Source organism: Thiobacillus denitrificans ATCC 25259, from assembly GCF_000012745.1.
Lineage (GTDB): Bacteria > Pseudomonadota > Gammaproteobacteria > Burkholderiales > Thiobacillaceae > Thiobacillus > Thiobacillus denitrificans_B.
Map to the genome: position 1 here is coordinate 1,096,303 of NC_007404.1, position 24,521 is coordinate 1,120,823.

The 24,521-nt window shown below is 66.0% G+C and carries 28 protein-coding genes; 17 read left to right on the top strand and 11 right to left on the bottom strand.

Annotation, left to right across the window (positions count from 1 at the left end; translation table 11 throughout):
- Positions 1-18 precede the first annotated feature (18 nt).
- From TBD_RS05200 to TBD_RS05210, 4 genes are all read left to right on the top strand, one after another.
- Entirely contained in the window at positions 19-609 is a 591-nt protein-coding gene (locus TBD_RS05200; protein ID WP_011311543.1) for a YceI family protein, read from the top strand.
- A gap of 283 nt (positions 610-892) precedes the next feature.
- On the top strand, positions 893-1,144 hold the full coding sequence (locus TBD_RS15095; RefSeq protein ID WP_238376500.1) for a hypothetical protein: 252 nt from the start codon (positions 893-895) through the stop codon (positions 1,142-1,144).
- A complete protein-coding gene (locus TBD_RS14490; RefSeq protein ID WP_238376515.1) occupies positions 1,063-1,497 on the top strand; it encodes a YceI family protein in 435 nt (144 codons plus the stop codon). Before TBD_RS15095 ends, TBD_RS14490 begins: the two co-directional genes overlap by 82 nt.
- Positions 1,498-1,520: 23 nt before the next feature.
- Positions 1,521-3,509, top strand: coding sequence for a peptidase U32 family protein (locus TBD_RS05210; RefSeq protein ID WP_041432391.1), 1,989 nt, complete (start codon positions 1,521-1,523; stop codon positions 3,507-3,509).
- A gap of 4 nt (positions 3,510-3,513) precedes the next feature.
- On the opposite strand, the gene TBD_RS05215 is transcribed toward TBD_RS05210, so the two are convergent.
- Complete coding sequence (locus TBD_RS05215) at positions 3,514-3,849, bottom strand: winged helix-turn-helix domain-containing protein (protein WP_011311546.1); 336 nt, start codon at positions 3,847-3,849, stop codon at positions 3,514-3,516.
- Positions 3,850-3,929: 80 nt separating this feature from the next.
- On the opposite strand from TBD_RS05215, the gene TBD_RS05220 reads away from it, so the two are divergent.
- The 4 genes from TBD_RS05220 (at position 3,930) to TBD_RS05235 (ending at position 5,889) form a co-directional block, all read left to right on the top strand.
- On the top strand, positions 3,930-4,388 hold the full coding sequence (locus TBD_RS05220) for a DUF302 domain-containing protein (RefSeq protein WP_011311547.1): 459 nt from the start codon (positions 3,930-3,932) through the stop codon (positions 4,386-4,388).
- Positions 4,389-4,451: 63 nt separating this feature from the next.
- A complete protein-coding gene (gene crcB / locus TBD_RS05225; protein ID WP_011311548.1) occupies positions 4,452-4,826 on the top strand; it encodes a fluoride efflux transporter CrcB in 375 nt (124 codons plus the stop codon).
- Positions 4,823-5,137, top strand: a complete 315-nt coding sequence (locus tag TBD_RS05230) for a DUF190 domain-containing protein (protein WP_011311549.1) — start codon at positions 4,823-4,825, stop codon at positions 5,135-5,137. Before crcB ends, TBD_RS05230 begins: the two co-directional genes overlap by 4 nt.
- A 2-nt stretch (positions 5,138-5,139) precedes the next feature.
- Positions 5,140-5,889 (top strand): sulfite exporter TauE/SafE family protein, encoded by a 750-nt coding sequence (locus TBD_RS05235; protein ID WP_011311550.1) that lies wholly within the window; start codon positions 5,140-5,142, stop codon positions 5,887-5,889.
- On the opposite strand, the gene TBD_RS05240 is transcribed toward TBD_RS05235, so the two are convergent.
- From TBD_RS05240 to TBD_RS05255, 4 genes are all read right to left on the bottom strand, one after another.
- The gene (locus TBD_RS05240; RefSeq protein ID WP_011311551.1) at positions 5,886-7,067 is read right to left on the bottom strand and encodes a GGDEF domain-containing response regulator; all 1,182 of its coding nucleotides are present in this window, start codon (positions 7,065-7,067) and stop codon (positions 5,886-5,888) included. The two genes, TBD_RS05235 and TBD_RS05240, sit on opposite strands and share 4 nt — an antisense overlap.
- An 87-nt stretch (positions 7,068-7,154) precedes the next feature.
- Positions 7,155-7,496 (bottom strand): hypothetical protein, encoded by a 342-nt coding sequence (locus TBD_RS05245; protein WP_011311552.1) that lies wholly within the window; start codon positions 7,494-7,496, stop codon positions 7,155-7,157.
- Positions 7,497-7,601: 105 nt separating this feature from the next.
- Positions 7,602-8,558: an MBL fold metallo-hydrolase gene (locus TBD_RS05250; RefSeq protein ID WP_011311553.1), complete on the bottom strand. Its 957-nt coding sequence runs from the start codon at positions 8,556-8,558 to the stop codon at positions 7,602-7,604.
- Positions 8,559-8,583: 25 nt separating this feature from the next.
- Positions 8,584-11,763 (bottom strand): EAL domain-containing protein, encoded by a 3,180-nt coding sequence (locus TBD_RS05255; RefSeq protein ID WP_011311554.1) that lies wholly within the window; start codon positions 11,761-11,763, stop codon positions 8,584-8,586.
- Between the two features lie 204 nt (positions 11,764-11,967).
- On the opposite strand from TBD_RS05255, the gene TBD_RS05260 reads away from it, so the two are divergent.
- The 6 genes from TBD_RS05260 to TBD_RS05285 all read left to right on the top strand — a co-directional run bounded on the left by TBD_RS05260 (position 11,968) and on the right by TBD_RS05285 (position 17,697).
- On the top strand, positions 11,968-12,495 hold the full coding sequence (locus TBD_RS05260; RefSeq protein ID WP_011311555.1) for a hypothetical protein: 528 nt from the start codon (positions 11,968-11,970) through the stop codon (positions 12,493-12,495).
- A complete protein-coding gene (locus TBD_RS05265) occupies positions 12,495-13,412 on the top strand; it encodes a CobD/CbiB family protein (RefSeq protein ID WP_011311556.1) in 918 nt (305 codons plus the stop codon). The genes TBD_RS05260 and TBD_RS05265 overlap by 1 nt, the downstream gene beginning before the upstream one ends.
- Positions 13,413-13,428: 16 nt before the next feature.
- Positions 13,429-14,667, top strand: coding sequence for a nucleoside recognition domain-containing protein (locus tag TBD_RS05270; protein WP_011311557.1), 1,239 nt, complete (start codon positions 13,429-13,431; stop codon positions 14,665-14,667).
- Positions 14,664-16,139 (top strand): exopolyphosphatase, encoded by a 1,476-nt coding sequence (gene ppx, locus TBD_RS05275; protein WP_011311558.1) that lies wholly within the window; start codon positions 14,664-14,666, stop codon positions 16,137-16,139. The genes TBD_RS05270 and ppx overlap by 4 nt, the downstream gene beginning before the upstream one ends.
- A 118-nt stretch (positions 16,140-16,257) precedes the next feature.
- The gene (cfa, locus tag TBD_RS05280) at positions 16,258-17,427 is read left to right on the top strand and encodes a cyclopropane fatty acyl phospholipid synthase (RefSeq protein ID WP_011311559.1); all 1,170 of its coding nucleotides are present in this window, start codon (positions 16,258-16,260) and stop codon (positions 17,425-17,427) included.
- Positions 17,428-17,502: 75 nt separating this feature from the next.
- Positions 17,503-17,697 carry a hypothetical protein gene (locus tag TBD_RS05285; RefSeq protein ID WP_041432393.1) on the top strand — a complete coding sequence of 65 codons (195 nt, stop codon included), beginning with the start codon at positions 17,503-17,505 and terminating at the stop codon, positions 17,695-17,697.
- A gap of 12 nt (positions 17,698-17,709) precedes the next feature.
- On the opposite strand, the gene TBD_RS05290 is transcribed toward TBD_RS05285, so the two are convergent.
- From TBD_RS05290 to TBD_RS05300, 3 genes are all read right to left on the bottom strand, one after another.
- Complete coding sequence (locus TBD_RS05290; RefSeq protein ID WP_041432395.1) at positions 17,710-18,213, bottom strand: VOC family protein; 504 nt, start codon at positions 18,211-18,213, stop codon at positions 17,710-17,712.
- Between the two features lie 200 nt (positions 18,214-18,413).
- Positions 18,414-19,205 carry a glutathione S-transferase family protein gene (locus tag TBD_RS05295; protein WP_011311562.1) on the bottom strand — a complete coding sequence of 264 codons (792 nt, stop codon included), beginning with the start codon at positions 19,203-19,205 and terminating at the stop codon, positions 18,414-18,416.
- Between the two features lie 20 nt (positions 19,206-19,225).
- Positions 19,226-20,485, bottom strand: a complete 1,260-nt coding sequence (locus TBD_RS05300) for a phospholipase D-like domain-containing protein (protein ID WP_011311563.1) — start codon at positions 20,483-20,485, stop codon at positions 19,226-19,228.
- Positions 20,486-20,791: 306 nt separating this feature from the next.
- On the opposite strand from TBD_RS05300, the gene TBD_RS05305 reads away from it, so the two are divergent.
- A complete protein-coding gene (locus TBD_RS05305) occupies positions 20,792-21,037 on the top strand; it encodes a hypothetical protein (RefSeq protein ID WP_011311564.1) in 246 nt (81 codons plus the stop codon).
- Between the two features lie 401 nt (positions 21,038-21,438).
- Entirely contained in the window at positions 21,439-21,966 is a 528-nt protein-coding gene (locus TBD_RS05310) for a DsrE family protein (RefSeq protein ID WP_148203009.1), read from the top strand.
- Positions 21,967-22,065: 99 nt separating this feature from the next.
- Here the strand turns inward: TBD_RS05310 and TBD_RS05315 are convergent, their stop codons facing one another.
- Both TBD_RS05315 and TBD_RS05320 read right to left on the bottom strand, forming a co-directional pair.
- Positions 22,066-22,479, bottom strand: coding sequence for a hypothetical protein (locus TBD_RS05315; protein WP_011311566.1), 414 nt, complete (start codon positions 22,477-22,479; stop codon positions 22,066-22,068).
- A gap of 20 nt (positions 22,480-22,499) precedes the next feature.
- Positions 22,500-23,156, bottom strand: coding sequence for a class I SAM-dependent methyltransferase (locus TBD_RS05320; RefSeq protein WP_011311567.1), 657 nt, complete (start codon positions 23,154-23,156; stop codon positions 22,500-22,502).
- Between the two features lie 139 nt (positions 23,157-23,295).
- On the opposite strand from TBD_RS05320, the gene TBD_RS05325 reads away from it, so the two are divergent.
- Complete coding sequence (locus tag TBD_RS05325) at positions 23,296-23,688, top strand: DoxX family protein (RefSeq protein ID WP_011311568.1); 393 nt, start codon at positions 23,296-23,298, stop codon at positions 23,686-23,688.
- 48 nt (positions 23,689-23,736) lie between these two features.
- On the opposite strand, the gene TBD_RS05330 is transcribed toward TBD_RS05325, so the two are convergent.
- A complete protein-coding gene (locus TBD_RS05330; RefSeq protein WP_011311569.1) occupies positions 23,737-24,252 on the bottom strand; it encodes a DNA-deoxyinosine glycosylase in 516 nt (171 codons plus the stop codon).
- Positions 24,253-24,521 lie beyond the last annotated feature (269 nt).

Below are 24,521 nucleotides of genomic sequence, written 5' to 3' on the forward strand. Positions count from 1 at the left end.
CCACCGAAGGAGATCGAAATGAACCGTCTTGCCACCCTTGCATCAATTCTGTCCGCCGGCTTCGTGCTGTCCGCGCAGGCCGCGCCCGTGACCTACGTCATCGACAACAGTCACACCTACCCGCACTTCACCTACAACCATCTGGGCTTCTCGAACCAGACGCACAAATTCGACAAGACCAGCGGCAAGATCGTGATCGACCGCGCCGCGAAGACCGGATCGGCCGACGTGACGATCGAGGCGACCTCGGTGAATACCGGTTACGCCCTGTTCAACGAGCATATCCAGGGCGCCGACTACTTCGACACGGCGAAGTACCCGACGATCCGCTTCAAGGCGGACGCGATGCAGTTCAAGGGCGACGTCCCCGCGAGCCTGAGCGGCGCGCTCACCATCAAGGGCGTGACCAAGCCGGTCAGCCTGACGATCACCCACTTCAAATGCCAGCCGCACCCGATGCTCAAGGTCGATGCCTGCGGCGCCAACGCCACCACGCAGGTCAAGCGCTCGGAATTCAACATGGGCAAGAACGCGCCCTACGTCAGCGACGAAGTCACGCTGAACCTCGCGATCGAGGCCGTGAAGGAGCACGCGCCGGCCGCCGAGTAGCCGAGCGCTCGCCAGTCCGCCGGCCCGACCCGGCGGGTGGCGCGTAACCCGTCGCCGCGGCGGTATTCCGTCACATTGCGGCGCGCGGCGTCGCCCCCCGGTCTTGGGGAGATTTCCTCAAGCCATTGTTAGACAAGCGATTTTTCGGCGTTCCCGGCGGGGCCGCCGCGTGGCACGTCCCTTGCCGGGGAAGCAGACCGGCCTCCGCTCGGCGTATCCGAGCTGCCGGGGTTCTGAAGTGTCCAATGGAAGTGTCTGCGTGTTCCCTCAACGAGGAGCTCGAATGAAACGTCCAGCCACCTTTGCCGCGCTTGTCCTTTTCACCGCCGCCACCCACGCGGCCTCCGAAACCTACGTCATCGACGCCCATCGCACATCCTCGCTGTTCAGCTATCGCAGCCTGGGGTTCGTCACGCGCGCACGCACCGCTTCGAAAGAATCAGCGGCACACTCATCGTCGACCGTGCCGCGCGCACCGGTCGCGCCGACGTGCGGATCGACGTCTCCTCGGTCGATACGGGGGCTGCGTCCCTGAACGAAACGCTATTGGGCGCGGATTTCTTCGACAGCGCCAACCATCCGGCCATCACCTTCCGCTCGACACAGATGACGCTCGACGGCGAGCATCCGACGCTCAGCGGCGACCTCAGCATCAAGGGCGTGACCCGGCGTGTGACGCTCGCACTCGGCAGTTTCCGCTGCGCCGCCGACGAGACCTTCAAGGCCGACGTGTGTCTCGCGCAGGCGAGCGTGACGATCCGGCGTTCGGATTTCAACATGCGCAAATACGCCTTCCTCGTCGGCGACGAGGTTCGGCTCACCCTGGCCCTGCGCGCGGTCAAGGAGACACCGGCACTGCACCTCGCGCGCGGCGATCCCGCCAGGTAATAGGTAAAATGGCGTTTTGCCGCATGGAACGCCCAGTGGACCCGCATCAACTCGAACTGCTCGCGCCTGCGCGCGACGCCGATATCGGTATAGAGGCCGTCAATCACGGCGCCGACGCGGTCTACATCGGCGGCCCCGCGTTCGGCGCGCGGGCGGCAGCGTGCAACGATATCGCCGACATCGCACGGCTCGTCGCACACGCCCATCGCTTCAACGCGCGCGTGTTCGCCACGCTCAACACCATTCTCGCCGACGACGAACTCGAGCCGGCACGTCGCCAGATCTGGCAGCTTTACGAAGCCGGCGTCGACGCGCTGATCATCCAGGACATGGGACTCCTGCAGCTCGACCTGCCGCCGATCCAGCTGCACGCGAGCACCCAGTGCGACATCCGCACGCCGGAGAAGGCGCGCTTCCTGCAGGATGTCGGGCTGTCGCAACTCGTGCTCGCACGCGAACTCGATCTCCGGGAGATCGCCGCGATCCGCGCCGCGACCGATCCGGCGACCACGCTCGAATTCTTCGTCCACGGCGCGCTGTGCGTGGCCTACAGCGGGCAGTGCTACATCAGCCATGCCCACACCGGGCGCAGCGCCAATCGCGGGGACTGCTCGCAGGCCTGCCGCCTGCCGTATCAGGTCACCGACATGGAGGGCCGCATCGTCGCGCACGACAAACACGTGCTGTCGATGAAGGACAACAATCAGAGTCGGAACCTCGAGGCGCTCGTCGACGCCGGCATCCGCAGCTTCAAGATCGAGGGGCGCTACAAGGACATGGGCTACGTGAAGAACATCACCGCCCACTACCGCGTTCTGCTCGACGAGATCCTCGAACGGCGCCCGGAATTCGCCCGCGCCTCGTCCGGGCGTACGTCGTTCAGCTTCACGCCGGATCCCAACCAGAACTTCAATCGCGAGTTCACCGACTACTTCGTGGAAGGCCGCAAGGCCGACATCGGTGCGTTCGACACGCCCAAGAATCCCGGCTTGCCGATCGGTCACGTCGTCAAGGTCGCTGACAAATGGCTCGAGGTGCGGGTCGATGCGGCCGATCTCGTGCTCAACAACGGCGACGGGCTGTGCTACTACACGCTGCAGAAGGAGTTGGCCGGTCTCGCCATCAACCGCGCCGAAAAAGCGGGCGAGGGCCTGTGGCGCGTGTTCCCCAAGGATCCGATCGCAGGCTTCAAGGACTTGCGCGCCGGAACCCCGGTCAACCGCAACCGCGACATGAACTGGACGCGCCTGCTCGCCCGACCGTCGAGCGAACGCCGCATCGCGGTCTGGCTGCGCTTTGGGGAAACGGCGGATGGCTTCGCGCTGACATTGACCGACGAGGACGGCCACACCGCGACCGTCTCAGCGCCTCACGCCAAGGAGGCGGCAAAGGACGCCGCGAAAAGCGAGCCGATGCTCCGCGAGCAACTCGGAAAACTCGGCGGGACGCCTTTCGCCGCGACCGGCATTGCGCTCGAACTGAGCGCGTCCTGGTTTCTCCCCCCGTCGTTTCTCAATGCCCTGCGCCGCGACGCCGTCTCGGCGCTCGAGACCGCGCGCGCCCGCGCCTACGAACGCCCGCCGCGAGCGCGACCGATCGAGCCGCCGGTCGTCTACCCGGAGGACACGCTCTCGTATCTCGCCAATGTCGCCAACAGCAAAGCGCGCGACTTTTACCTCAGGCACGGCGTCCGGGTCGTCGCCGCCGCTTATGAAGGGCACGCGGAGACGGGCGAGGTGTCGCTGATGATCACGCGCCACTGCGTGCGCTATTCGCTGTCGCTGTGCCCGAAGCAGGCCAAGGGCGTGACTGGCGTGCAGGGGACGGTGCGCGCCGCGCCGCTGACCCTCGTCAACGGCAGCGAAAAGCTCACCCTGCGCTTCGACTGCAAGCGCTGCGAGATGCACGTGCTCGGAAAGCTCAAGCCCGCGGTGGCGCGGCAGACGGCGCCGCTGACCTTTTATCGCTCGCGTCCTTCGGCGGCAGGCGACAACGCGGCGACCGGCACGTGAGCCCTCACGACGCGTCCCGCCCGACGCTGGCCCCGAGCGTCGCCATGAACGCCGTATGCTGCGCCTCCGCGTTCTGGAACACGATGATCAGCCGTTCTGCGTCGTCCGTCAGCCTGCTGCCGGCGGGCCCGCTCTCGACCAGCGGCGACTGCCACGCGGCGTTCATGGCGTCGACCGCGTCCCAGGCCGCCTTGTAGCTCATCTTCATCGCTTTGGCGGCCTTGGAGATCGAGCCGGTTTCGCGCACGCGCTGCAGCAGTTCGACGCGCCCGCGCCCGAGGAAATTTCTGCCGTCGAGCGTCAGCCAGAACCGGCCGTCGGCCTTGAGTTGCCTGTTCATGGCGGCGAGTGTAACAAAGGCCCATTGCCATCGCGGCGCGGGGGCCTAAAAATGAAATCTGAACCGAGGAGAAGACCGTGATGAAAAAACTCGTTGTGATGTGGGCGATGCTGTTGCTGCCGTTTTCCGCGTTCGCGGACGAGGGCTACGTCCGGATATACAAGACGCAGGGCGAATTCGAGATGGTCCGCGACGCGCTGCAGATGGCGATCGAGGGCAAGGGCCTCGTTATCAATCACACCAACCATATCGCCGAGATGCTCGACCGCACCGGCAAGGACCTCGGCGCGAGCAAACAGGTCTACAGTGCGGGCGAGCAGTTCGAATTCTGCAGCGCCGCGCTCTCGCGCCGCATGATGGAAGCCGATCCCCAGGCGATGGTGATCTGTCCGTACAGCGTCGCGGTGTATACGCGGCCGAACGACAAGAACGTCTACCTTGCCTACCGCAAGCCGCCCGAAACGCGCAACGCCGCGCTCAAGAAGGCGTTTGCCGAGATCGAGCAACTGCTCGACGAGATCATCCGCGACGCCATGTAAGCCGCGGGCCGCGCGGCTTCTCGGCTAGAATGCGCGCATGATCACGTCTGCCGCGCGTTCGCGATGACCGCCTTCCTCGCCGTCGGTTTCGGCGCCGCGGTCGGCGCGTGGCTGCGCTGGGGGCTCGGTCTGTGGCTCAATCCGGCGTATCCGGCGATGCCGCTCGGGACGCTGGCCGCGAACGTCATCGGTGGCTATTTCATCGGTCTCGTGCTCGCCTGGTTCGCAGAACATCCAGGGGTGCCGCCGGAGGCGCGGCTCTTCGTCATCACCGGCCTGCTCGGCGGGCTCACGACCTTCTCGACGTTTTCCGCCGAGGTCGTCACCGCGCTCACCCGCGGCCTCTGGCTCACCGGCAGCCTGATCGCGTTCGCGCATCTGGCCGGGTCGTTCATCGCAACCGGCCTCGGTTTCTACTCGTTGAAATTCCTCAAATGAACGCGATCTGCCTGCAGGTGTTTGTCTCGGAAGCGAGCCGCCATCACGGCAGGCTGACCTATGAATGGCTGCTCGATACGGCGCAGGAACTCGGCGTCGCAGGCGGCTCGGCGTTTCGCGCGCTCGCCGGATTCGGGCGCCATGGCAGGCACGACGTCGGTTTCTTCGAGCTTGCCGGCGAACTTCCTGTCGTCGTCGAGTTCTTCGCCGATGCCGCCACGGCCGATCGGATCCTGAACGCGATCGCCGCGGCCGGCCTGCAGCTCGTCTACGCAAAACTTCCCGCGGAGATCGGCGTCACCGCGGGATAGACGTGCTCGACCAGCTGATCCTGTTCGTCGCCTCGCTCGCGGCCAATTTCTTCTCGGCCCTGTCGGGCGGCGGCGCCGGACTGATCCAGTTTCCGATGCTGATTTTTCTCGGCTTGCCGTTCGGTGTCGCGCTCGCCACCCACAAGGTCGCAAGCGTCGCGCTCGGGCTCGGCGCAACCCTTCGCCATCTCAAGGAATCGCATCTCGAGCGGCGCTTCGCGGCGGTGATCCTTGCCGCCGGGCTCCCTGGCGTCGTACTTGGCGCGGTCACGATCCTCCAGATTCCGGAGCGCGCGGCGACCCTCGCACTGGGTCTGCTGACGCTGGGACTCGGCGTCTATTCGGTATTCAAGCCCCGGCTCGGGCTCGCGCACGAACCGAGAAACCGCGAGGGCGTCGCGCTCGTCGGCGGCGCCGCGGGACTGTTTGTCGTCGGCTTTCTCAATGGGTCGATCACCAGCGGAACGGGGCTTTTCCTCACCATCTGGCTGATCCGCTATTTCGGTCTCGATTACACGCGCGCCGTCGCGTACACGCTGATCCTCTGCGGTCTGATCTGGAACGGCACGGGGGCGCTGGTTCTCGGGGTCATCGGCACGGTGGCGTGGGACTGGATGCCGGCCCTGCTCGCGGGCTCGCTGCTCGGCGGTTATCTCGGCAGCCATCTGGCGATCCGCAAGGGCAATTTGTGGATCAAGCGCGCGTTCGAAACCGTGACGATACTGATCGGCTTGAAGCTGATTCTCGGCTAGGCCAGGGCCTGTGCAGGCATGCCGATGTGGACGCGATTGCGGCCGCGGTGCTTGGCCTGGTAGAGCGCTTCGTCGGCGGCCTTGATCAGCGCGTCGCCGCTCTGCTGGTGCGGATAACTCGCGACGCCGGCGCTGACGCTGGCGCTGAAATGGGTGTCCCGATAGGGGTGGCGAATCTGCGCGAAATCCTGGCGCACGCGCTCGAGGATCGCGAGCGCCTGGCCCGCGTCGGTGTGCGGCAGCCCGACGAGGAACTCCTCGCCGCCGTAGCGGCAGAGGATGTCGTGCTTGCGCAGTCGCTGCTTGAGCAGCCACGACAGGCTGCGGATCACCTGATCGCCGGTCGGATGGCCGTAGCTGTCGTTGATCTGCTTGAAGTGGTCGATGTCGATCATGACCACCGACAGCGTGCCTTCCTCATGCGCGATTCCCGACAACACCATGTCGAGCGTGTTCTTCCCGCTTGAGTGGTTGAGCAGGCCGGTCAGGCTGTCGTGGTACATCGAACGGCGCAAGGCGCGATAGCGCTCGATCTTGCTCTTGACTATCGTGTTGAGGAAAACCGGGTTGAACGGCTTGGTGAGGAAGTGATCGCCGCCGAGGCGCATCGCGTCGACCTGCAGCGCGACGTTCGTCTCGCCCGAGAGGTAGACGATGGGCATGCCGAGAAACTCGTCGTGCTGACGGATGATGCGCGCGACCTCGACGCCGGTGCAATCCGGCATGTACATGTCCATCAGGATCAGGTCGGGGTTGAACTGCTTCAGAGCGTTCAAGGTCTGGCGCGGGTCGTTGACGATCTCCGACGCGATCTGGCTCTCGGCCAGCGTGCGCTGGATCATGTGGCTCGCGGTCTTCGAGTCCTCCACGATCAGCACGCGGAAGGTTTCCTGCTCCTGCCGCTCGTTCAGTTCGAGGATATGCTCGACGATGGCGTGCGAAGGCGTCCCCTCGAGCAGGCAACTGTCGCAGCCGCCGCGCAGGGCCTGCTGCAACTGGTCGAAGTCGGAGCCGACTTCGAGGCAAATGAGCTGGCCGGTCGGAAAGCGCTGGCGCAGCTTCTGAAGGCGCGCCGTCCACTCGGGTCGTGGCGAGCCCGACATGTCGAGAAGCAGGAGCGGCGTGACGCCGGCGGCCTCCGGCAGCGCTTCGTCCCAGCGGATCGCGCGCGCGGCCATGCCGAAATACCCGAGCTGCGCCTGCAGCGCCGACCACGCCGAAGCGTCGGCCGTGATCAGCCAGGTCTGGTCGACGCGATCGGCATCCTACTGCGGGTCGTGACGCCGTTCGGCACGGCCCGCCGCGGCGGCGGCGTGGGCCTGCGTCAGGCGCGCGAGTTCCTGCAAACGGGCATCGAGATCGGCAAGCGCCGACGGCGGCAAGGGATGCGAGACTTCGTCGTTGAACAGCGCGAGCGCGACCTGTTCCAATTCATGGCTGGCGTGATGCAGGCCGGCGATCCCCTTGTCGATCAGATACGCGGTGAAGCTGTTGATCGAGACTGCAAGCTCGACGAAGCGCTCGAAGCTCGGCGCTGCCCGGTAGCGCCGCCAGGTGTCCGACAGCGCGCTGTTTTTCTGTACGAGTTCGTCAGGAGAACAGAGCATGGTGGATCGTCCAGAATTGTCCCGGTGATGCTGGTGTCCGAGCTTTCGGTGCGTCGGGTCGGATGACGCCAGCCGGATTCCACAAACGACGGCTGCGTCAGACCGTCACGGTTCGCTTTCCTGTTCGAGCCTCAGGTACTGGTTGTAGGCATTGACCCGATTGGCCTCCTCGAAGGCGGGCAGGTCGCGGTATTTCGACCAGTCGGTCTGCGCATAGGCCTCGTCGAACGGAACGAGATTGCGCGCCGCTTCGCCCATGCGGGCGCGCAGGTAGGCGAGATAGTCGCGGGTGAAGACGAGGTCCGCCCGCGGCGCGCGCGATGGCGCGCCGTGGCCGGGGACGAGTATTTCGGGATCGAGCGCGATCAGCTTGTCCAGCGCGGCGATCCACGCACCGCCGTCGGCGTCGCCGACGAACGGGACGCGGCCGCGAAACACGAGATCGCCCGCATAGAGCACGCGGTCTTCCTTCACCAGCAGCGCCATGTCCTCGCGCGAATGCGCCGGTCCGACGTGGCGCAGGGCGAAGTGGACGCCGCCGAGTTCGAAGTCGATGTCGCCGTCGACGAACCGGTCGGCCTCGAGCAGGCGTGTCGTGTCGTCCACCCACGGGAACAGTGCCTCCTTGCGCTGTTCCAGGCGCTGCGCCGCCTCCTCGGTGCGGGTCGCGCCTTCGGCCAGACGATGCGCCCAGATCTCCGCGCCTTGCGCCTTGAAGACCTGCAGACCGTAGAAATGATCGGCGTGGTAGTGGCTCACGATCACCCGCCTGACCGGCTGGGCGGTCACGCTGCGGATCAGGGCGAGCAGTTTCTCGGCCAGCGGCGGCGAGGCGAGCGCGTCGAACACGACGACGCCTTCGCGGGTGACGACGAAGCCCGCGTTCGACATGAAACCCTGGTTCTCGCTCGACGCTGCGCCTGCTAGCCCCTGCACGAAGTAGCTATGGGGCCCGAGCCGCACGGCTTCCATCGCTACCGTCACCTCGGCGTTTTCCGCTGCGGGCGTCGCGTACGCCAGCGGACAGAAGCACAGCAGGAGCATGAACAGACGCGCGATCATGGGAGTCCTTCGGTTGAACGGACCATTATAGGCGCGCGCGCCCTGTCTCTTCCCCGCCGTCGGGGCAGGGGTGCCCGGCGCCCCAGGCTTCGAATTGCCGCGCGGGCTGGGGCCGGTTGAACAGATAGCCTTGATAGGCTTGGCAGCCGTGTTCCGCGAGGAAGGCATGCTGGGCGTCGGTCTCGACCCCCTCGGCGACCACCTCGAGATTCAGGCTCTGTCCGAGCGCGAGAATGCTGCGCGCGATCGACGCGTCGTTGGCGTCGATCAGCACGTCGCGGACGAAGGACTGGTCGATCTTGATTTCGTCGAGCGGCAGGCGCTTCAGGTAGGCGAGCGACGAATAGCCCGTGCCGAAGTCGTCGAGCGAGAAGCCGATGCCATGGGCCTTGAGCGCGCTCATCTTCAGAATGGTGTCGTCGAGATTGTCTAGCATCAGGCTCTCGGTCAATTCGAGCTTGAGCCGGCGTGGGTCGGCCCCCGAGCGCTCGATCGCCGCGAGCACCTGTGCGGCGAAATCGGCCTGACGGAACTGGCGCGCGCTGACGTTGACCGCGAGACTCAGTCGGGCCATGTGCGGCATCTTCGACCACGCGACGAGCTGGGCGCAGGCGACGTCGAGCACCCACAGGCCGAGCGGCAGGATCAGGCCCGTTTCCTCGGCCAGCGGGATGAAGGAGGCCGGCGCGATCCAGCCGCGCTGCGGATGCTGCCAGCGCAGCAGCGCTTCGGCGCCGGATACGCAGCCGCGGGCGTCGACCTGGGCCTGGTAATGCAGCTCGAATGCGCCGAGCCTCAGCGCCTCGCGCAGATCCACCTCGAGCTCGGCCCGCGCGGCGACCACGGCCTGCATCGCCGGGTCGAAGAAGCGCAGCGCGTTGCGACCATGCGCCTTGGCCTGATACATCGCGAGATCGGCGCGCTTGCGCAATTCGTCCAGCGTGGTCGGACGATCGTTGAAGAGCGTGATGCCGATGCTCGCCGTGCAGTGGTGGACATAGTCCGCAAGCTGGAAGGGGCGGGCGAAGCTTGCGAGGATCTTTTCGCCGACGCGGGTCGCCAGCGACCCGGCGTCGCCCGGCGACGCCGACAGGCCTTCGAGCACGATGACGAATTCGTCGCCGCCCACGCGTGCGAGCGTGTCGCCTTTGCGCAGGCAGGTCTGCAGGCGCTGCGCGATCTGCTGGAGCAGCAGGTCGCCCATCGCGTGGCCGAGCGTGTCGTTGAGCGTCTTGAAGTTGTCGAGGTCGATCAGAAGCAGCGCTCCCACCTGGCCGTGGCGCACCTGCATCGCGTGTTGCAGCCGATCGCCGAGTAGCTCGCGATTCGGCAGCCCGGTCAGAGGGTCGTAGAACGCGAGCTGATGAACCTTGTGCTCGGCGGCCTTGCGCTCGGTGACGTTGGTATTGATCGCGAGGATCGCGTCGGGCTGGTCGTTTTCGTCGCGCAGCAGCGTCCAGTGGGCCTCGACGACGAGCGCGGTGCCATCCTTGCGCAGCTGCGTGATTTCACCGTTCCACTCGCTGTGCGCGATGACCTTCCGCGTGTTTTCGCGGAAGGCCGTCGGGTCGCCGTACAGCAGCATTTCTGTCGAGCGCCCGGTGACCTCGTCGGCTTTCCAGCCATACAGCCGCTCGGCGCCTTTGTTCCAGTAGCGGATCGCGTCGTCGAGGCCGCGCACCATGATCGCGTCCTGCGCCTTGTCGAGCAGTGACGCCTGACGGCGGATATGCGCGTCTGCGCTCTGGCGTTCGAGCTCCGCGGCAACCCGCGAGGCGAAGATCTGCAGGGTCGACGTGATGAAAGCCGTTTCGTGCAGCGGGCGGCTGAACAACACGAAGAGCTGCCCGATCGCTTGTCCGCGCGAGTCGACCAGCCGGTGTCCGACATAGGCGTGCGCCCGCCGTTTGCTGAGGTGTGCGGTGCAGGGGAACAGCTCGCTCACCCGCCTCGGAATGACGTGCGTCGCCGTTTTGGCGAGCTGTTCGCACGGCGTGCCGACGAGCGTGTACTCGAAATTCTCGATCCGCTCGCCCTCGACGTAGGCGACGACGGTCGTCGCAGATCCCGGATCGTCGGCCCGGATGCGGGCGATGAAGCCGGCCTCGGCGCCGAGGGCGGCGGTCATGTTGCGCACCAGTTCGTCGAAAAAGGCCGTGCCGGTGCTCGCGGAAACGCCAGCGGCGATCCTGTACACCGCTTCCTGGGTGCGGCGTTGCTCGCAACGGCTGCGCAGGGTGGCGATGCCGAAGGCCAGATCGTCGGTCAGCTCCTGCAACAGCCGCATCTCGTCGGAGGCGACGCGCGCCACGTCCGAGCCGAACAGCGCAAATATTCCGTAGGTGCGTTCCGCGTCGTGCAGCGGCAGCACGACGAGGCTGCGGTAACCGCGCGCGGAAGCCGCCGCGGCCCAGGGCTCGCGGTCCGGCGCGTTTCGAAGATCCTCGACGATCACGACCTGACGGCCGCGCAGCGCGCGGCCGAAGGGGCCGTTTCCGATCAGCTGTTCGTCGGACCACGTCGCCGCGCTGTCGTTGAAGGCGTCCGCGCCGTCCCCGGCACAGGCCACGGGCCGGATCGACCGCTCGGCCGCATCCTGCGCGAATCCTACCCACGCCGTCTGATAGCCGCCCAGCTCGACGGCGACGCGGCAGATCTCATGCAGCAATTCACCTTCGTCGGTCGCACGGGTCAGCGCCTTATTACAGGCGCTGCGCACGCGCAAGGCGCGGTTGAGGCGGGCGAGCTCGAGGTCGGCTTCCTTGCGCCGGGTGACGTCGCGTTCGACCGCCACGCAATGGGTGTAGTAGCCGTTCGCATCGGTCACCGGCACGACGTCGAGTTCGAGCCAGAAGGGTTCGCCGTGCTTGGAGTAATTGACGAGTTCGCTGCGCACAGGCCGCTGATTCTCGAGCGCTTCACCGATGCGACGCACTTCGGCCCGGTCGGTCAGCGGTCCATGCAGCAAGCGCACCGATTTGCCGAGCACTTCGTCGCGGCGATAGCCCGTAATGTGTTCGAACGCGTCGTTGACGAACACGATCGCCGGCCCGGCGGCGCCCCCGTGATCGGCTTCGGTGATGAGTACGATGTCGTTCAGTCGCGCGACGCTGGTCTCGAGCAGCGCGAGCTGCTGATGCGCCTCATAGCGCCCGCTCGCGTCCCCCGCGTCGCGCACGCGACAGGGATCGTCCCGATCAAGCACGGGCGCTCCGGAATAGCGATACGCAGGCGCGGCGCAGAGGTCGTTGCATGAGGTCGGATCGGGCGCAAGCCGGTTCCGCTGGCTTTTCGTTATCGGGCGAGAATACCCCCTTAGCGGCCATCGCCGGCGGTTCTTGAGGTCTTCCTGTGCGCGGCGACGGCTCGCCGGCCTGTGGTATCTTCACCGTCCTGAAGGGGGTCAACCGTGTTCAAGAAACAGTGGCCGGCATTCGTGCTGGCGTTCGTTCTGCCGCTCCTCGCGGTGTTCTGGTGGTGGGGGGGCTTCAACGCGGTCAGCGTCAGCGAGACCGAGGCCGGGCCTTATCGCTACGCCTACCTCGATTACGAGGGCCCGATCAGCAACATGCGCAAGACCCAGCGCAGGGCGCTCGACGAGTTTGCGGCGGCGAAGATTGAGGCGGGCGACACGATCAGCGTCATCCTCACCGACCCGCGCGCCGACCACGGCAAGGTCCGCGCACAACTCGGCTACACGCTCGCCGAAACCGCGGCCGTGCCGCGCGGGCTCAAGGAAGGGCGGATCGAGCGTCGTCCCGTCTATGCCGCGACCGTGCAGGCGGCCGTGCTGCTGGCGCCGTCGAAGGCCTATCAGGCACTCGCCGATACCCTCGAAGACGCGGGCAGGCCGCTCGTGATGCCGACCGTCGAACGCTATCGTCCGGCGGGCCAGGCCAATCGCATCGGCACGCTCACCCTGGAAATGAATCGCTGATGGTCTTTTTCTCGGTCCTCGCCGCCGTCGCGCTCGAGCATCTGCGGCCGCTGCGCCAGCCGATGCTCCACTATCGGCATTACACGCGTTTCATCCACTGGCTCGAAGGCAAGCTCAACGCCGGGGAATACACGCATGGCGCGATTGCCTGGACGCTTGCCGTCGTTCCCTGGCTCGTCGCGGTGTGGGCGATCTTCGCCGTGCTCGAAGACGTCAGCCCGGTTCTGGGCTGGGTGTGGAACGTGGCCGTGCTGTATTTCACGCTCGGGTTCAAGTATTACAGCGACAACGCCGAGCGCATCGCCCACCTGCTGCGCGCGGGCGACCTCGACGCGGCGCGCGCGCAGCTCGGCCTGTGGCGCGGCGGCGACACCACCCACTTCACGAGCGACGACATCACGCGCGTGACGATCGAGCAGGTGATGGCGGAAAGCCACCGGCAGATGTTCGGCGTGTTGTTCTGGTTCGTGCTGCTGGCGCCGCTCGGCCCGGTCGGCGCCGTCCTGTTCCGCGCGGCGTCGATTCTCTCGCGGCGCTGGGAGGTATCGCGCGGCCGCTTCGGCCTGTGCGCGTGCCGCGTCTTCCATATCATCAACTGGGTGCCCGCGCGTCTGACCGCACTGACCTACGCGATCGCCGGCAACTTCGAGGACGCGACCTACTGCTGGCGCACCCAGGCCGCGGCCTGGCCGGAGGAGGAAGAGGGCGTCGTGATCGCCGCCGGCGCCGGCGCGATGGGGGTCAGGCTCGGGCAACCCGTCACGGTCGGCGGCGAGTCCGTGTGGCGGCCTGAATTGGGGACGGGGCAGGCGCCCGACCCCGACTTCATCGCCAGCGCGGTCAGCATGATCTGGCGCGGCCTCGTGATCTGGCTCACGGCAGGCCTGCTCATCGTCATCGCCGGCTGGGTCTCCTGAACCCGGGCTTTCATTCATGCTGAACGCGCTGTGGGTCGGCTTCTTTTTCGTCGCCTTTCTGATCGCGCTCGCCAATCTCGTTTTCCTCGGCAACGCCGAGATCTTCGCAGCACTGGTCAAGGCGCTGTTCGATAGCAGCAAGGCCGCGTTCGAGATCGCGCTCGGCCTGACCGGCGTGATGGCGCTGTGGCTCGGCGTGATGAAGGTCGGCGAGCGGGCGGGCATGCTCGACCTGCTGACGCGCGGTCTCGCGCCGCTGTTCCGGCGGCTGTTCCCCGAAGTTCCGCCCAATCATCCCGCGCTCGGCGCGATGACCATGAACATGGGCGCGAACATGCTCGGGCTCGACAACGCGGCCACGCCGCTCGGCATCAAGGCCATGCAGGAGCTGCAGACGCTCAATCCTTCGAGCGACACCGCGAGCGACGCGCAGATCCTGTTCCTCGTCATCAATACCGCTTCGGTGACGCTGCTGCCGGTGACGATCTTCACCTACCGCGCGCAGCTCGGCGCGGCCGACCCGACCGACGTCTTCGTACCGCTTCTGATCACGACCTACATCGGCACCCTGACCGGTCTTTTTGTGACCGGTCTTTTCCAGAAGCTGCATCTTTGGAACCGTGTCACCCTCGCTTATCTCGGTGGCGCGACCGCGCTGGTCGGCGGGATGGTCGCCTACTTCTCGAGCCTGGATGCGGCGGCGATGACGCGGCAGTCGGCGATTCTCAGCAACGTGCTGCTGTTCGGTGTCGTCGCCACGTTTCTCGCGATGGCCGCGTGGCGCCGCGTCAACGCTTACGAAGCCTTCGTCGAAGGGGCCAAGGAAGGCTTCCGCACGGCGGTCACGATCATTCCCTACCTCGTCGCGATGCTCGTCGCGATCGCCGTCTTTCGCGCCAGCGGCGCGCTCGACCTGGCGATGTCGGCGATCCGCAGCGCCGTGCTCGCGCTCGGCTACGACGCGCGCTGGGTCGACGCCCTGCCGACCGCGTTGATGAAGCCGTTCTCCGGCAGCGGCGCACGCGCGATGATGATCGACACGATGCAGACCCACGGCGCCGACTCTTTCGCCGGCCGGCTCGCGTCGGTCGTGCAGGGCAGCACGGAGACGACCTTCTACGTGCTCGCCGTCTATTTCGGCGCGGTCGGCATCCGCCGTGTGCGCCATGCCGTCGCCTGCGGGCTGATCGCGGATGCCGCGGGGATCGTCGCGGCGATCGGCATGGCCTATCTCTTTTTCGGAGCCGTTGCATGAAAAGCTACGACACGCTCGCCGCCGTCGACCTCGGTTCCAACTCCTTCCGCCTCGAAGTGGCGCGCGTCGCAGGCGACCAGCTGTACCCCCTCGATTCGCTCAAGGAAACGGTGCGGCTCGCGGCCGGCCTGCAGGACGACAAGATTCTCGACGGTGCGGCGCGGGAACGCGCGCTGGCCTGCCTGAGGCGCTTCGGCGAGCGCCTGCGCGGCCTGCCCGCGGAAGCCGTACGCTGCGTCGGCACCTCGACGCTGCGCGTCGCGCGCAACGCCGATGCCTTCCTCGCCGAGGCCGAGGCGGCGCTCGGGCACCCGATCGAGATCGTCGCCGGCCGCGAGGAGGCGCGCCTGATCTACCTCGGGGTCGCGCATTCGCTGCCGGCCTCTCCCGACCGCCGGCTCGTCGTCGACATCGGCGGCGGCTCGACCGAATTCATCGTCGGCCACGGCCTGAAGCCGCACGAGCGCGAAAGCCTGCACCTCGGCTGCGTGCATTTCTCGCGGCGCTTTTTCGAGCAGGGGGCGGTCAGCCGCGCCGCGCTCAAGGCCGCCGAACTGAGCGCGCGTGCGGAGGTCGAGCGCATCGCTCATGCCTTCGGACGCGGCAACTGGCAGCAGGCGGTCGGCTCGAGCGGCACCGCGCGTGCGCTGCGCGACATCCTCGAGCAAAGCGGCTGGTCGGCAGGCGGCATCACCCGCGACGGCCTCGACCGCCTGCGCGATGCGCTGCTCGCGGCGGGCGACGTCGAGCGTCTCGAATTGCCCGGTCTTTCGCGGGATCGCCGGCCGGTTATAGCCGGCGGCTTCGCGATCATGGCGGGACTGTTCGCCGAGCTCGGAATCGAGCAGATGGACGTCGCCGAGACCGCCATGCGCGAGGGCATCCTCTACGATCTGCTCGGCCGCTTTCACGCCGACGACATGCGCGAGGCGACGGTCGCCGAATTCGCCCGTCGCTATCACGTCGACGCGGGCCAGGCCGAGCGCGTCGGACGCACCGTGCTGAGGCTGTTCGCGGCGACCGGGCGTGAAGACGACAATGACGCCCGGGTTCTCGGCTGGGCCGCGCGCCTGCACGAGATCGGTCTGTCGGTCTCGCACAGCGGCTACCACCGCCACTCGGCCTACATCCTCGAAAACGCCGACATGCCGGGGTTTTCACGCACCGAACAGGCGCGGCTCGCGCTCCTAGCGCGGGCGCAACGGGGCGCGCTGACCAAGGTGGCGGCCGTTGCAGCGGGCGCCGTCGACGAGCGCGACCGCCGCGCGATCTGGCTGCTGCGCCAGGCAGTGATTCTCTGCCGCAGCCGTGCCGATCCTCGCCTCGCCGAGGTCAGCGCCGAATCGACGTCGAAGCGCTTCTGTCTGACGCTGCCTCCGGGCTGGCTCGAGCAGCGGCCGCTCACGCAACGTGCGCTCGACGACGAGATCCAGCACTGGCAGGCGCTGGGGCTCAAGTACGTGCTCGGTTAACCGGCGTCCTCCTTGTCGCTAACGATCGGTTATATCGATAGATAAGTCATAAAAATATCGTTGGTTAAATAGATAGAAATATCTATCTTTTCCCCTGCAACTTTCGGGGGGAGCCACGATGCAAGAAGAGGAGACGCTGGCGATCGCACCAGCGGGCGCACGCGCGCCAGACGATTCGCCGGCAGTATTGCGTGAACTCGCAGCCCAAGCCGGCATTACGATAAACGGCGACGCGCCGTGGGACATCCAGGTCCGTGACCCGCGCCTCTACCACCGTATTCTGACCAAGGGCTCGCTCGGCTTCGGCGAAGCCTACGTCGACGGCATGTGGGAATGCGACCGCCTCGATCAGCTGTTCGACCGGTTGCTGAGGATCGACGCCGACGAAAAACTGGGCAGCTGGGCGCGCGTACGGCTATTCGGCGAAGTATTACGCCACAGCCTGTTCAATCTTCAATCCGACCGCCGCGCCTTCCAGGTCGCCGAGCAGCACTACGACATCGGCAACGACGTCTTCGTCGCCATGCTCGACCCGACGATGAGTTACTCATGCGCTTACTGGGACGGCGCGGCCGATCTCGTCGAGGCGCAGCAGAAAAAGCTCGACATGATCTGCCGGAAACTCGAGTTGAAGCGCGGCGAGGTGCTGCTCGAGATCGGCTGCGGCTGGGGCGGGCTCGCGCGTTTCGCGGCCGAGCGCTACGGCGTCGAAGTGGTCGGCATCACGGTGTCGAAGGAACAGCAAGCCCTCGCGCGCGAGCGCTGCAAGGGCCTCCCGGTCGCGATCGAGCTCATGGACTATCGCGAGCTCAGCCGCAAATTCGACAAGATCGTCTCGGTCGGCATGTTCGAGCACGTCGGCCCCAAGAACTACCGCACGTATTTCGACATCGCCCACCGGGCGCTCAAGAACGATGGCCTCTTCCTGTTGCATACGATCGGCAGCGCGGTCACCGTCGCGAAGACCGACCCGTGGATCGACCAGTACATCTTTCCCAACGGCAAGCTGCCGTCGGCAAGAGAGATCGCGGCGGCGGTCGAGGGCCGCTTCCTGATCGAGGACTGGCACAACTTCGGCGCCGACTACGACCGCACGCTCATGGCGTGGTGGGAGAAGTTCGACGCCGCCTGGCCCGAGCTGGAAGCCCGATACGGCACGCGTTTTTACCGCATGTGGAAATATTACCTGCTGAGTTGCGCCGGCTTTTTCCGATCGCGCCAGGGCCAGCTCTGGCAGGTGGTGCTGAGCAAGCCGCAGCGCGCCTCGACCTACCGCTCGGTGCGCTGACGATCCCTCCTGTCCACCCTGCGCTTGCCGGCCTCGCCGGCGCGCGCCTGCCTTGCCGCCCGGAAGAGACGATCCATGAAATTTCCGACCGATTACCTGCGCCCCGCCGAGGGCCAGGTTTTCAAGAACAATGCGCCCTGGTTGGTCTATGGATGGCAGACCAGCGACGGTAAGTTCACCGCTGTCGACGGCCGCAAATATCCGGCGGAACTCGCCGCGCCGATTGGCGAGCCGCTGGCGGGAGAAGACGGGACGGGCGTGGAACCGTGACGCCGACCGCGCTCAGGCGCTGCCGTGGTAGGCGTGATAGACGGTGTCCATGTCGATTTTCTTCATTTGCAGCATGGCCCGCATCGCCCGTTGGCAGCGGTCGGAGCCGGGGTCGCCGACCCATTCGGGCAGCGCGCGCGGGATCACCTGCCAGGACAACCCGAATCTGTCCTTGAGCCAGCCGCACTGCTGTGCCTGCTCGTCGCCGCCCGCGGCGAGGTGCGCCCAGTAGAAATCGACCTCCTGCTGGTTCTCGCACAGCACCTGAAACGAGACGGCCTCGTTGAACTGGAAGACGGGTCCGCCATTGAGCGCGGTGAAGACCTGGCCCTCGATTTCGAATTCGACGAGCATCACCGACCCCTCGGGCCGGCGGTGCACCTCGAATCCTTCCTTGCCGTAGCGGGTGGTGCGCAATATGCGCGAATTCTTGAAAATTCCGGTGTAGAACGCCGCAGCCTCCTCGGCCTGGTCGGAAAACCACAGGCACGGCGTGATTTTTTGGGCGAGTTGCATGGCAGGCTCCTTGCTCTGTCGGCGCCGCGGCATCGCCAGCGCGTGCCGGTGCCGCGCAGCCGTCCGCCGCGCAAATGAGGGGCGCGGCGGTGGGAATCGGTCGACGGCGCCGCGGGTGTGCGTCACGGCGCCACCAGAGTTTTATAGCATTCTTGATCTGACGCGGGCCGCGAACGAGGCGGGCGGACAGACGCGTGTCTTTACAAACCCAGTTCGGTGTCGCCGGCGGGTTGCCGATACTTGCTTCGCGGCGGCCACGGACGTGCGCGCCAGTCGGGTTCGAGCGCGAACGACGAGCGGCTGCGACCCGGAAGCAGCGCACCGTTGCCGGCGCCGCAGGCGTAGTCGTAATAAAGCTTGATCACTTCTTCCCGCGTGGTCTGCTGCGCGGCGGGATGGGCGACGCATGCGTCGATCCATTCGCGCACCCGCGCGTAACGAGATGCCGTGGGCAACTCGAAGTCTTCGTAGTATTCGAGAAACCAGAAGCGCTGGAAGAAGGGCGTGAACACGGTCTCGGCCCAGCCGAAGGTCTCGAACAGGAAAGGCCCCGGCGCGCCGTGTTCGAGCAGGAAGTCATCGAGCTGCGCGTACTGCTTGAGCATGTTCTCGCGCAAGGCGTCGCGCTGCTTGGGGTCCTGGTTCATGAGCCAGCCGTAGCCCGCGGCGACGAAATCGCGGTCCATTGTCGTCAGCATGTTCTCGACCGCCCGCCGGTAGGGGTCGGTTTGTGCGATCTGCGGCTCGCGATAGATATCCTCGAAGTAGCGCAGGATGACGAGGCTTTCCTTGATGACGCGGCCGTCCGCGGTTTCGAGGACGGGCAGCGCTGTGGTGCCGCGCGTTTTCTGCAACAGCCAGTCGGGCCGCGGCGCGGTGATGTCGATCATGCGGAAGTCGACGTCCTCGCGTCGGCCCTTGAGCGACAGCAGGATCTCGACGCGCTGACAGAACGGGCATACCGGGATGTGGTAGACAGTCGGGCGCGTCATGATGTCTTGCGTCTCCTTGGTCAGACTTGCGAGCGGAACAATGCGGAGCCGTGTTCGAGCAGCTTCTCGCGCCAGGGGCGGCGCTTCCACGCATCGTAGTCGACCCGCCGGGCTTTTCTGAGGTCGTCCTCGAAGATCGCGATCTGGCGCGCTGCGAAGGCGTGGTCGTAGATGTTGAGATTGGCTTCGTCGTTGAGGCGGAACGATCGCGAATCGAAGTTGGTCGAGCCGACCGACACCCAGACGTCGTCGACGATCATGAGCTTGCAGTGGAACATCGTAGGCTGATATTCGTATATCTCGGCCCCCGCCACGAGCAACGCGCCCCAGCGGGCGCGCGACGCGCGGCGCGCGAGCCCCGAGTCGGTGTGCCTGCCGGGCACGAGGATCCTGACTTTCACGTCCCGGCGCAGCGCGCGGGTGAGGGTCTCTACCGAAAGGTCGTCAGGCACGAAATAAGCATTGGCGATATAGACCGTTTCGCGCGCCGCCGCGATCGACAGCAGATACATCAGGCGCACGCTTTCGCTGCCTTCCGACGAGGAGCTCTTGAAGACCTGAGCGTAGTGCTCGCCGACGGGCTCGAGCGCCGGAAAATAGTCCTCACCGTGCAACACCGCCCCGCTGGTTTTCATCCAGTTGTCGAGGAAGGCCGCCTGCATGTGGGCGACCACGGGACCTTCGACGCGGAAATGCGAGTCCCGCCAGTGATTGTCATCCTGCGCATGGCCGAGCCAGGTGTCGGCGATGCCGACGCCGCCCGTGAAGCCGATGTGCCCGTCGACGACCAGGAGTTTGCGGTGCGTGCGGTTGTTCATGCGCGCGAGGTGGTACCAGTGCAGCGGGTGATATTTGAGGATCTCGACTCCGCCGTCTTTCATCAGCTCGAGCAAGTCGTCTTCCATCTTGACGCTGCCCGCCCAGTCGACGAGGACATGGACCTTGACCCCGGCGCGTGCGCGTTCGGCGAGCGCCTCGGCAAATTCCTTGCCGATTTCGCCAGACCAGTAGATGTAGGTCTCGAAGGTGATCGTTTTGCGCGCCGCGCGAATCGCCGCCAGCATCGGTGGAAAGATCTCGTCGCCGTTGATGAGCTCCTGGGCGCGGTTGCCCGGGACGAGTGGCGGGCCGAGCAGATGGCTCATCGAGCGCAGGAACTGCGGGTCGTGGATGAAATAGAGCTCGCTGATCCGGGTCTGGACCTTCTTTTCCCCCGGCAGAAAGTTCAGCGCGATGACGGTGGCCAGCACCGCGCCGAGGACGATCCAGAAAACGAGCATTTTTGTTCTTGAAGACGCCCTGAGGTTGAGATGCCCATCGCGCAAAGGGATGGGGCCGGGCGGCGCCACCCGCTATCGCGCACCGCTGGCCCATCCTAATTCATCGCCGTCCGTGCTTCCAGCCTCGGGGCGGCCTGGTAGCGGAGATCAGCGTAGACCTACACGGCGGGACGGTCCCGACCGGCAGAGACGGCACGAGGCCGGCGATATCGTGCAAACGGGTTCGCGGCGACGCGCTGCGAACGCCGCGGCTGTAGCCTCGCTTCGGCAGCAGTCGAACCCTTAACGCAAAGTGGAGGATAGAAAATGAAACTAGCGACTGGATTGATCTTGGTGCCGGCACTCGTCATGGGTCTCGCCGCTTGCGACGTCAAACAGACCGAAGAGGGCAAGCTGCCGGACGTCGACGTCGAGGGCGGCCAGGCGCCGAACTACGACGTCGATGCGGGCGACGTCGACGTCGGCTCCGAGAAAAAGGAAATGACGGTGCCGACGATCGACGCGGATACCCCGGCCCAGGACGAGGCCGAGGAAAAGGCCGGCAAGGACTGAGTCTCCGGCACAAGTGCCCGCGCGCGCGACGGTTGCGGTCGGCGCGGGCCGATTCCTCTGGTCCGGGCCCGAGGCTGCCCTCTCACGGTGCCGGATGGCCGGCGCGCCGTCCGATCCCGTTGCCCGGCAGAACCCACGTTTCGTCTCGACCGATGGCAACGCCGAGCCGCGCCGCTGATCGGCGCCGCCGCGTCGAGCGCGCTGACGATATTTCTCCTCTCATTCGAACGTTTTCCTAGCGGGCCGATCCATCAGAGGACGGTCAAGTGCGCTCGGCGTTTCGGCGCCTGCGCCCGTCGCCCCTGCAGGCGTTGACCCGCTTGCGCGCGGCCCCACGCAAAGCGGCCCTGTCCCCCAACATGCGGCCGTAACGGCCCGTTCGACTTATGGAGAAACGATTCGTGAAAGTCCCGCCCAAGATTGCCGCGCTGGCCTTGTTCCTCGCGCTCCCCGTTCCGTTGCATGCATTTGCCGAAGAATTCGCGCCCTACGGCACCGCCAAGGTCGACATGCACGCGATGCCCGTGACCGACGTCGTGTTCGACGTCAACTACGAGGACCCGCAGCAGTTGAACATCCTCTACAACTTCATCCGCAACACGCAGGCAGTCACCAAGGGCAAGGTCGCGGTGGTGACCCATGGCCCCGAGTTGCGCGCCTTCGCCAAGGAGAATTACGCGAAATATCAGGGCATCGTCGACAAGATGGCGGAGCTCGCGCAGGACGGCGTCGAATTCAAGATGTGCAGCAACGCGATGAAAGCGGCCGGTTTCCGCGCCGAGGACATGCACGGCTTCATCACGGTCGTTCCCGCGGGCTTCCCGGAGATCGCCTACTACCAGGCCAAGGGCTACCAGTACATCAACCCGATTCCGCTGCCGGTCAAGGACGTGCGCTATCTCGACCAGTCGCAGCTCAAGAAACAGTAGTTCCGTCCCGGCGCGTCCACGCCGCTGCGCGCGCTGTTTTCACCAAAGCGCCGGCCCGGATAGCTCGGACGGCAAGAACGGGCAACAGGCCGCGCCGCGTCAGTCGAGCTTCTTGCACAGCGGCAGATCGGACGGGTTTTCGATTGCCTGCGCGATCGCGCTGGCGATGTCGTGGATCTCGTCGACGCTGAAATGCTCGAACAGGCGGCGCGCGACCGGCGGCGGAATCCGCACCGAACGCGTCGTGCCGTCGCTCAGCGTGACCATGATCCCGGCCGCGTGATGGCTCACGAGCTCGGCGTCGGATTCGGCGGCCAGCATCTGCGCGTCCATGATCGCTTCGTACTCGGCCTCGAGCGCCTCCTGCTGGGCGTCGTCCAGGTTGTCCGGCAACTCGACGACGAAGCCCGCGATGTTGTCCTGCTCGACGGTGCTCGGAATGCCGAGCGCCGACGCAAACGCGACGAAGCGATCGCGCAACGCCGCATCGAAAAACATGTATTCCAGACCCATGCTCGTGACCTCCGTTTGCGTCAGGCGCGCCGTGCCGTCATCAGGAAAACCGGGTAGTCGCGCGTGCCGGCCGGCTGTTCCTTGCTGATGCTGAACACGGGCTGAAAGCGCACGTCGGTGAAGCCGGCGGTGGTCGCGCGCTGGCCGAGCGCGGCCCGGTCGAAGCCGTGGTGCACGTCGACCTCGACGCCGTGGAAGGAACCGTCTTCCTTGTCGAGGTCGGCGACGCACAGATAGGCGCCGGGCTTCAGAAGCGCGTGAAAGATGCCGAGGATGCGCGCCGTGTCGGGCACGTGGTGCAGCGTCATCGACGTATAGATCAGGTCGAAGCGCTGCGCCGGCGGCGGGTCCGCGAGCAGGTCAAGCTTGACCGGAGTCATGTTGTCGACGCCTTGCGCGGCGATCTTCTCGGCCAGCACGTCGAGCATTCCGCTCGAACTGTCGGCCAACAGGATCGAGCCGAGTTCATCCTTGAGCGGGAAGGAAAGCAGGCCCGTCCCGCAGCCGTAGTCGAGCGCCGCCATGTCGCGGCGCAGCGGCACGGTCGCGCGGATCGCGTCGGCGATCTTGCTGCCGCGTTCCTGGAACACCGGGTTCTCGTCCCACGCGCGGGCCTTGCTGTCGAAATGGGCGGCGTCGAGCCGGGTCGTGGGCGTAGTGGGTGGCGTGCTGGTCATGGCGTTTTCGTAAGCCGGGGAAATGTGCGAGGGGTACCACCGGATTCCGGCGTCCCCGTGTGACTGCGGTATGCCCGCTTCGCTCCTTGAAACGGAGTGCTTTAATGACGGAAGTGTCCATCTTCACGGGAGCGCGGCGATGCAGGATAAGCTCAACGACGTGGGCAAGCTGGTCTTGCGGCTGGCCCTGGGAATCCTGATTTTATTACACGGCGTCGCCAAGCTCACGCATGGCGTCGGGCCGATCGAAGGCATGCTGGGCGGAATCGGCCTGCCGGGTTATATCGCCTACGGCGTCTTCGCCGGCGAAGTGCTCGGGCCGCTGTTGCTGATTGCCGGCTTCTACGCCCGTATCGGCGCGGCGCTGATCGCGATCAACATGGTCTTCGCCTTGGTACTCGCGCACAGCGACGAACTTGCAAGCCTGAGCGAACAGGGCGGTTGGGCGCTGGAACTGCAGGGCATGTTCCTGTTCACGGCGATCGCGTTGCTCCTGATGGGGCCGGGCCGGATCAGCGTCAATCGCCGTTGACATAATGCGGCAGAAAAATGGCGGGACTGTGCGAACCGCCGGCATTTTTCAGTGACCGGCCGCCTCCTTGACGACCGACCAGTGCGCGAGTTTTTCCTCGAAGCGCATGCCCGCGTGCGCCGGGCTCGTCGACGGCAGTGTCCGGTAGGCGACGAGCCGCGGCGCCTCGGGCAGATCCGGCAGCACGAGGCGGCGATAGAGGCCCGCCGCCTTCGCCCCGTTGAAGCAGACGAGATGGATATGCGGGTGCGAGGCGAGGAACGCGGCGAAGTCGTTCGGCACCACGCTCGATGTCACGATCGCCGAATCGAGGCTGCCCGGCCGCTCGGCGGAGGCGCACACGTCCCAGAGCGCGACCCCACTCCTGACGAGCTTGCGGTAGCGTTCGGCGTAGGGCACGTCCGCGCCGGCACCGAAGAGGCGTCCCATGATCTTCCAGAACGCATTCTGCGGCTGCGCGTAGTACTGCTGCATCCTGAGCGACGTCTGCCCGGGCAGGCTGCCGAGGATCAGGACGCGCGCGTGCGTATCGGCGATCGGCGGGAAGCTCTGTGCGTGCGTCACGATCGCGGTGGGGCGACGAAGCTGGGGGAGGGCGAGGCGGGCGGCATGGAAAGGCTCGGGTCGGCGGCGCTCGTGTCATCCCGCCGCGCCGTCATTATCGGGGTTGCCGCGCAGATCGGTAAAGCCGCGTCGAGGTATGACGCGACTCGGTAAAGCCGCACCAACTCAAGCGGCGGCTCCGTGAAACCCCGCCCAGGTAGAGCGGCGCGCCCTCCCGCAGTGGCGACCACCCTGCGTCTGCCGCAGCCGCGCAAAGGCGGGGCCCGTGT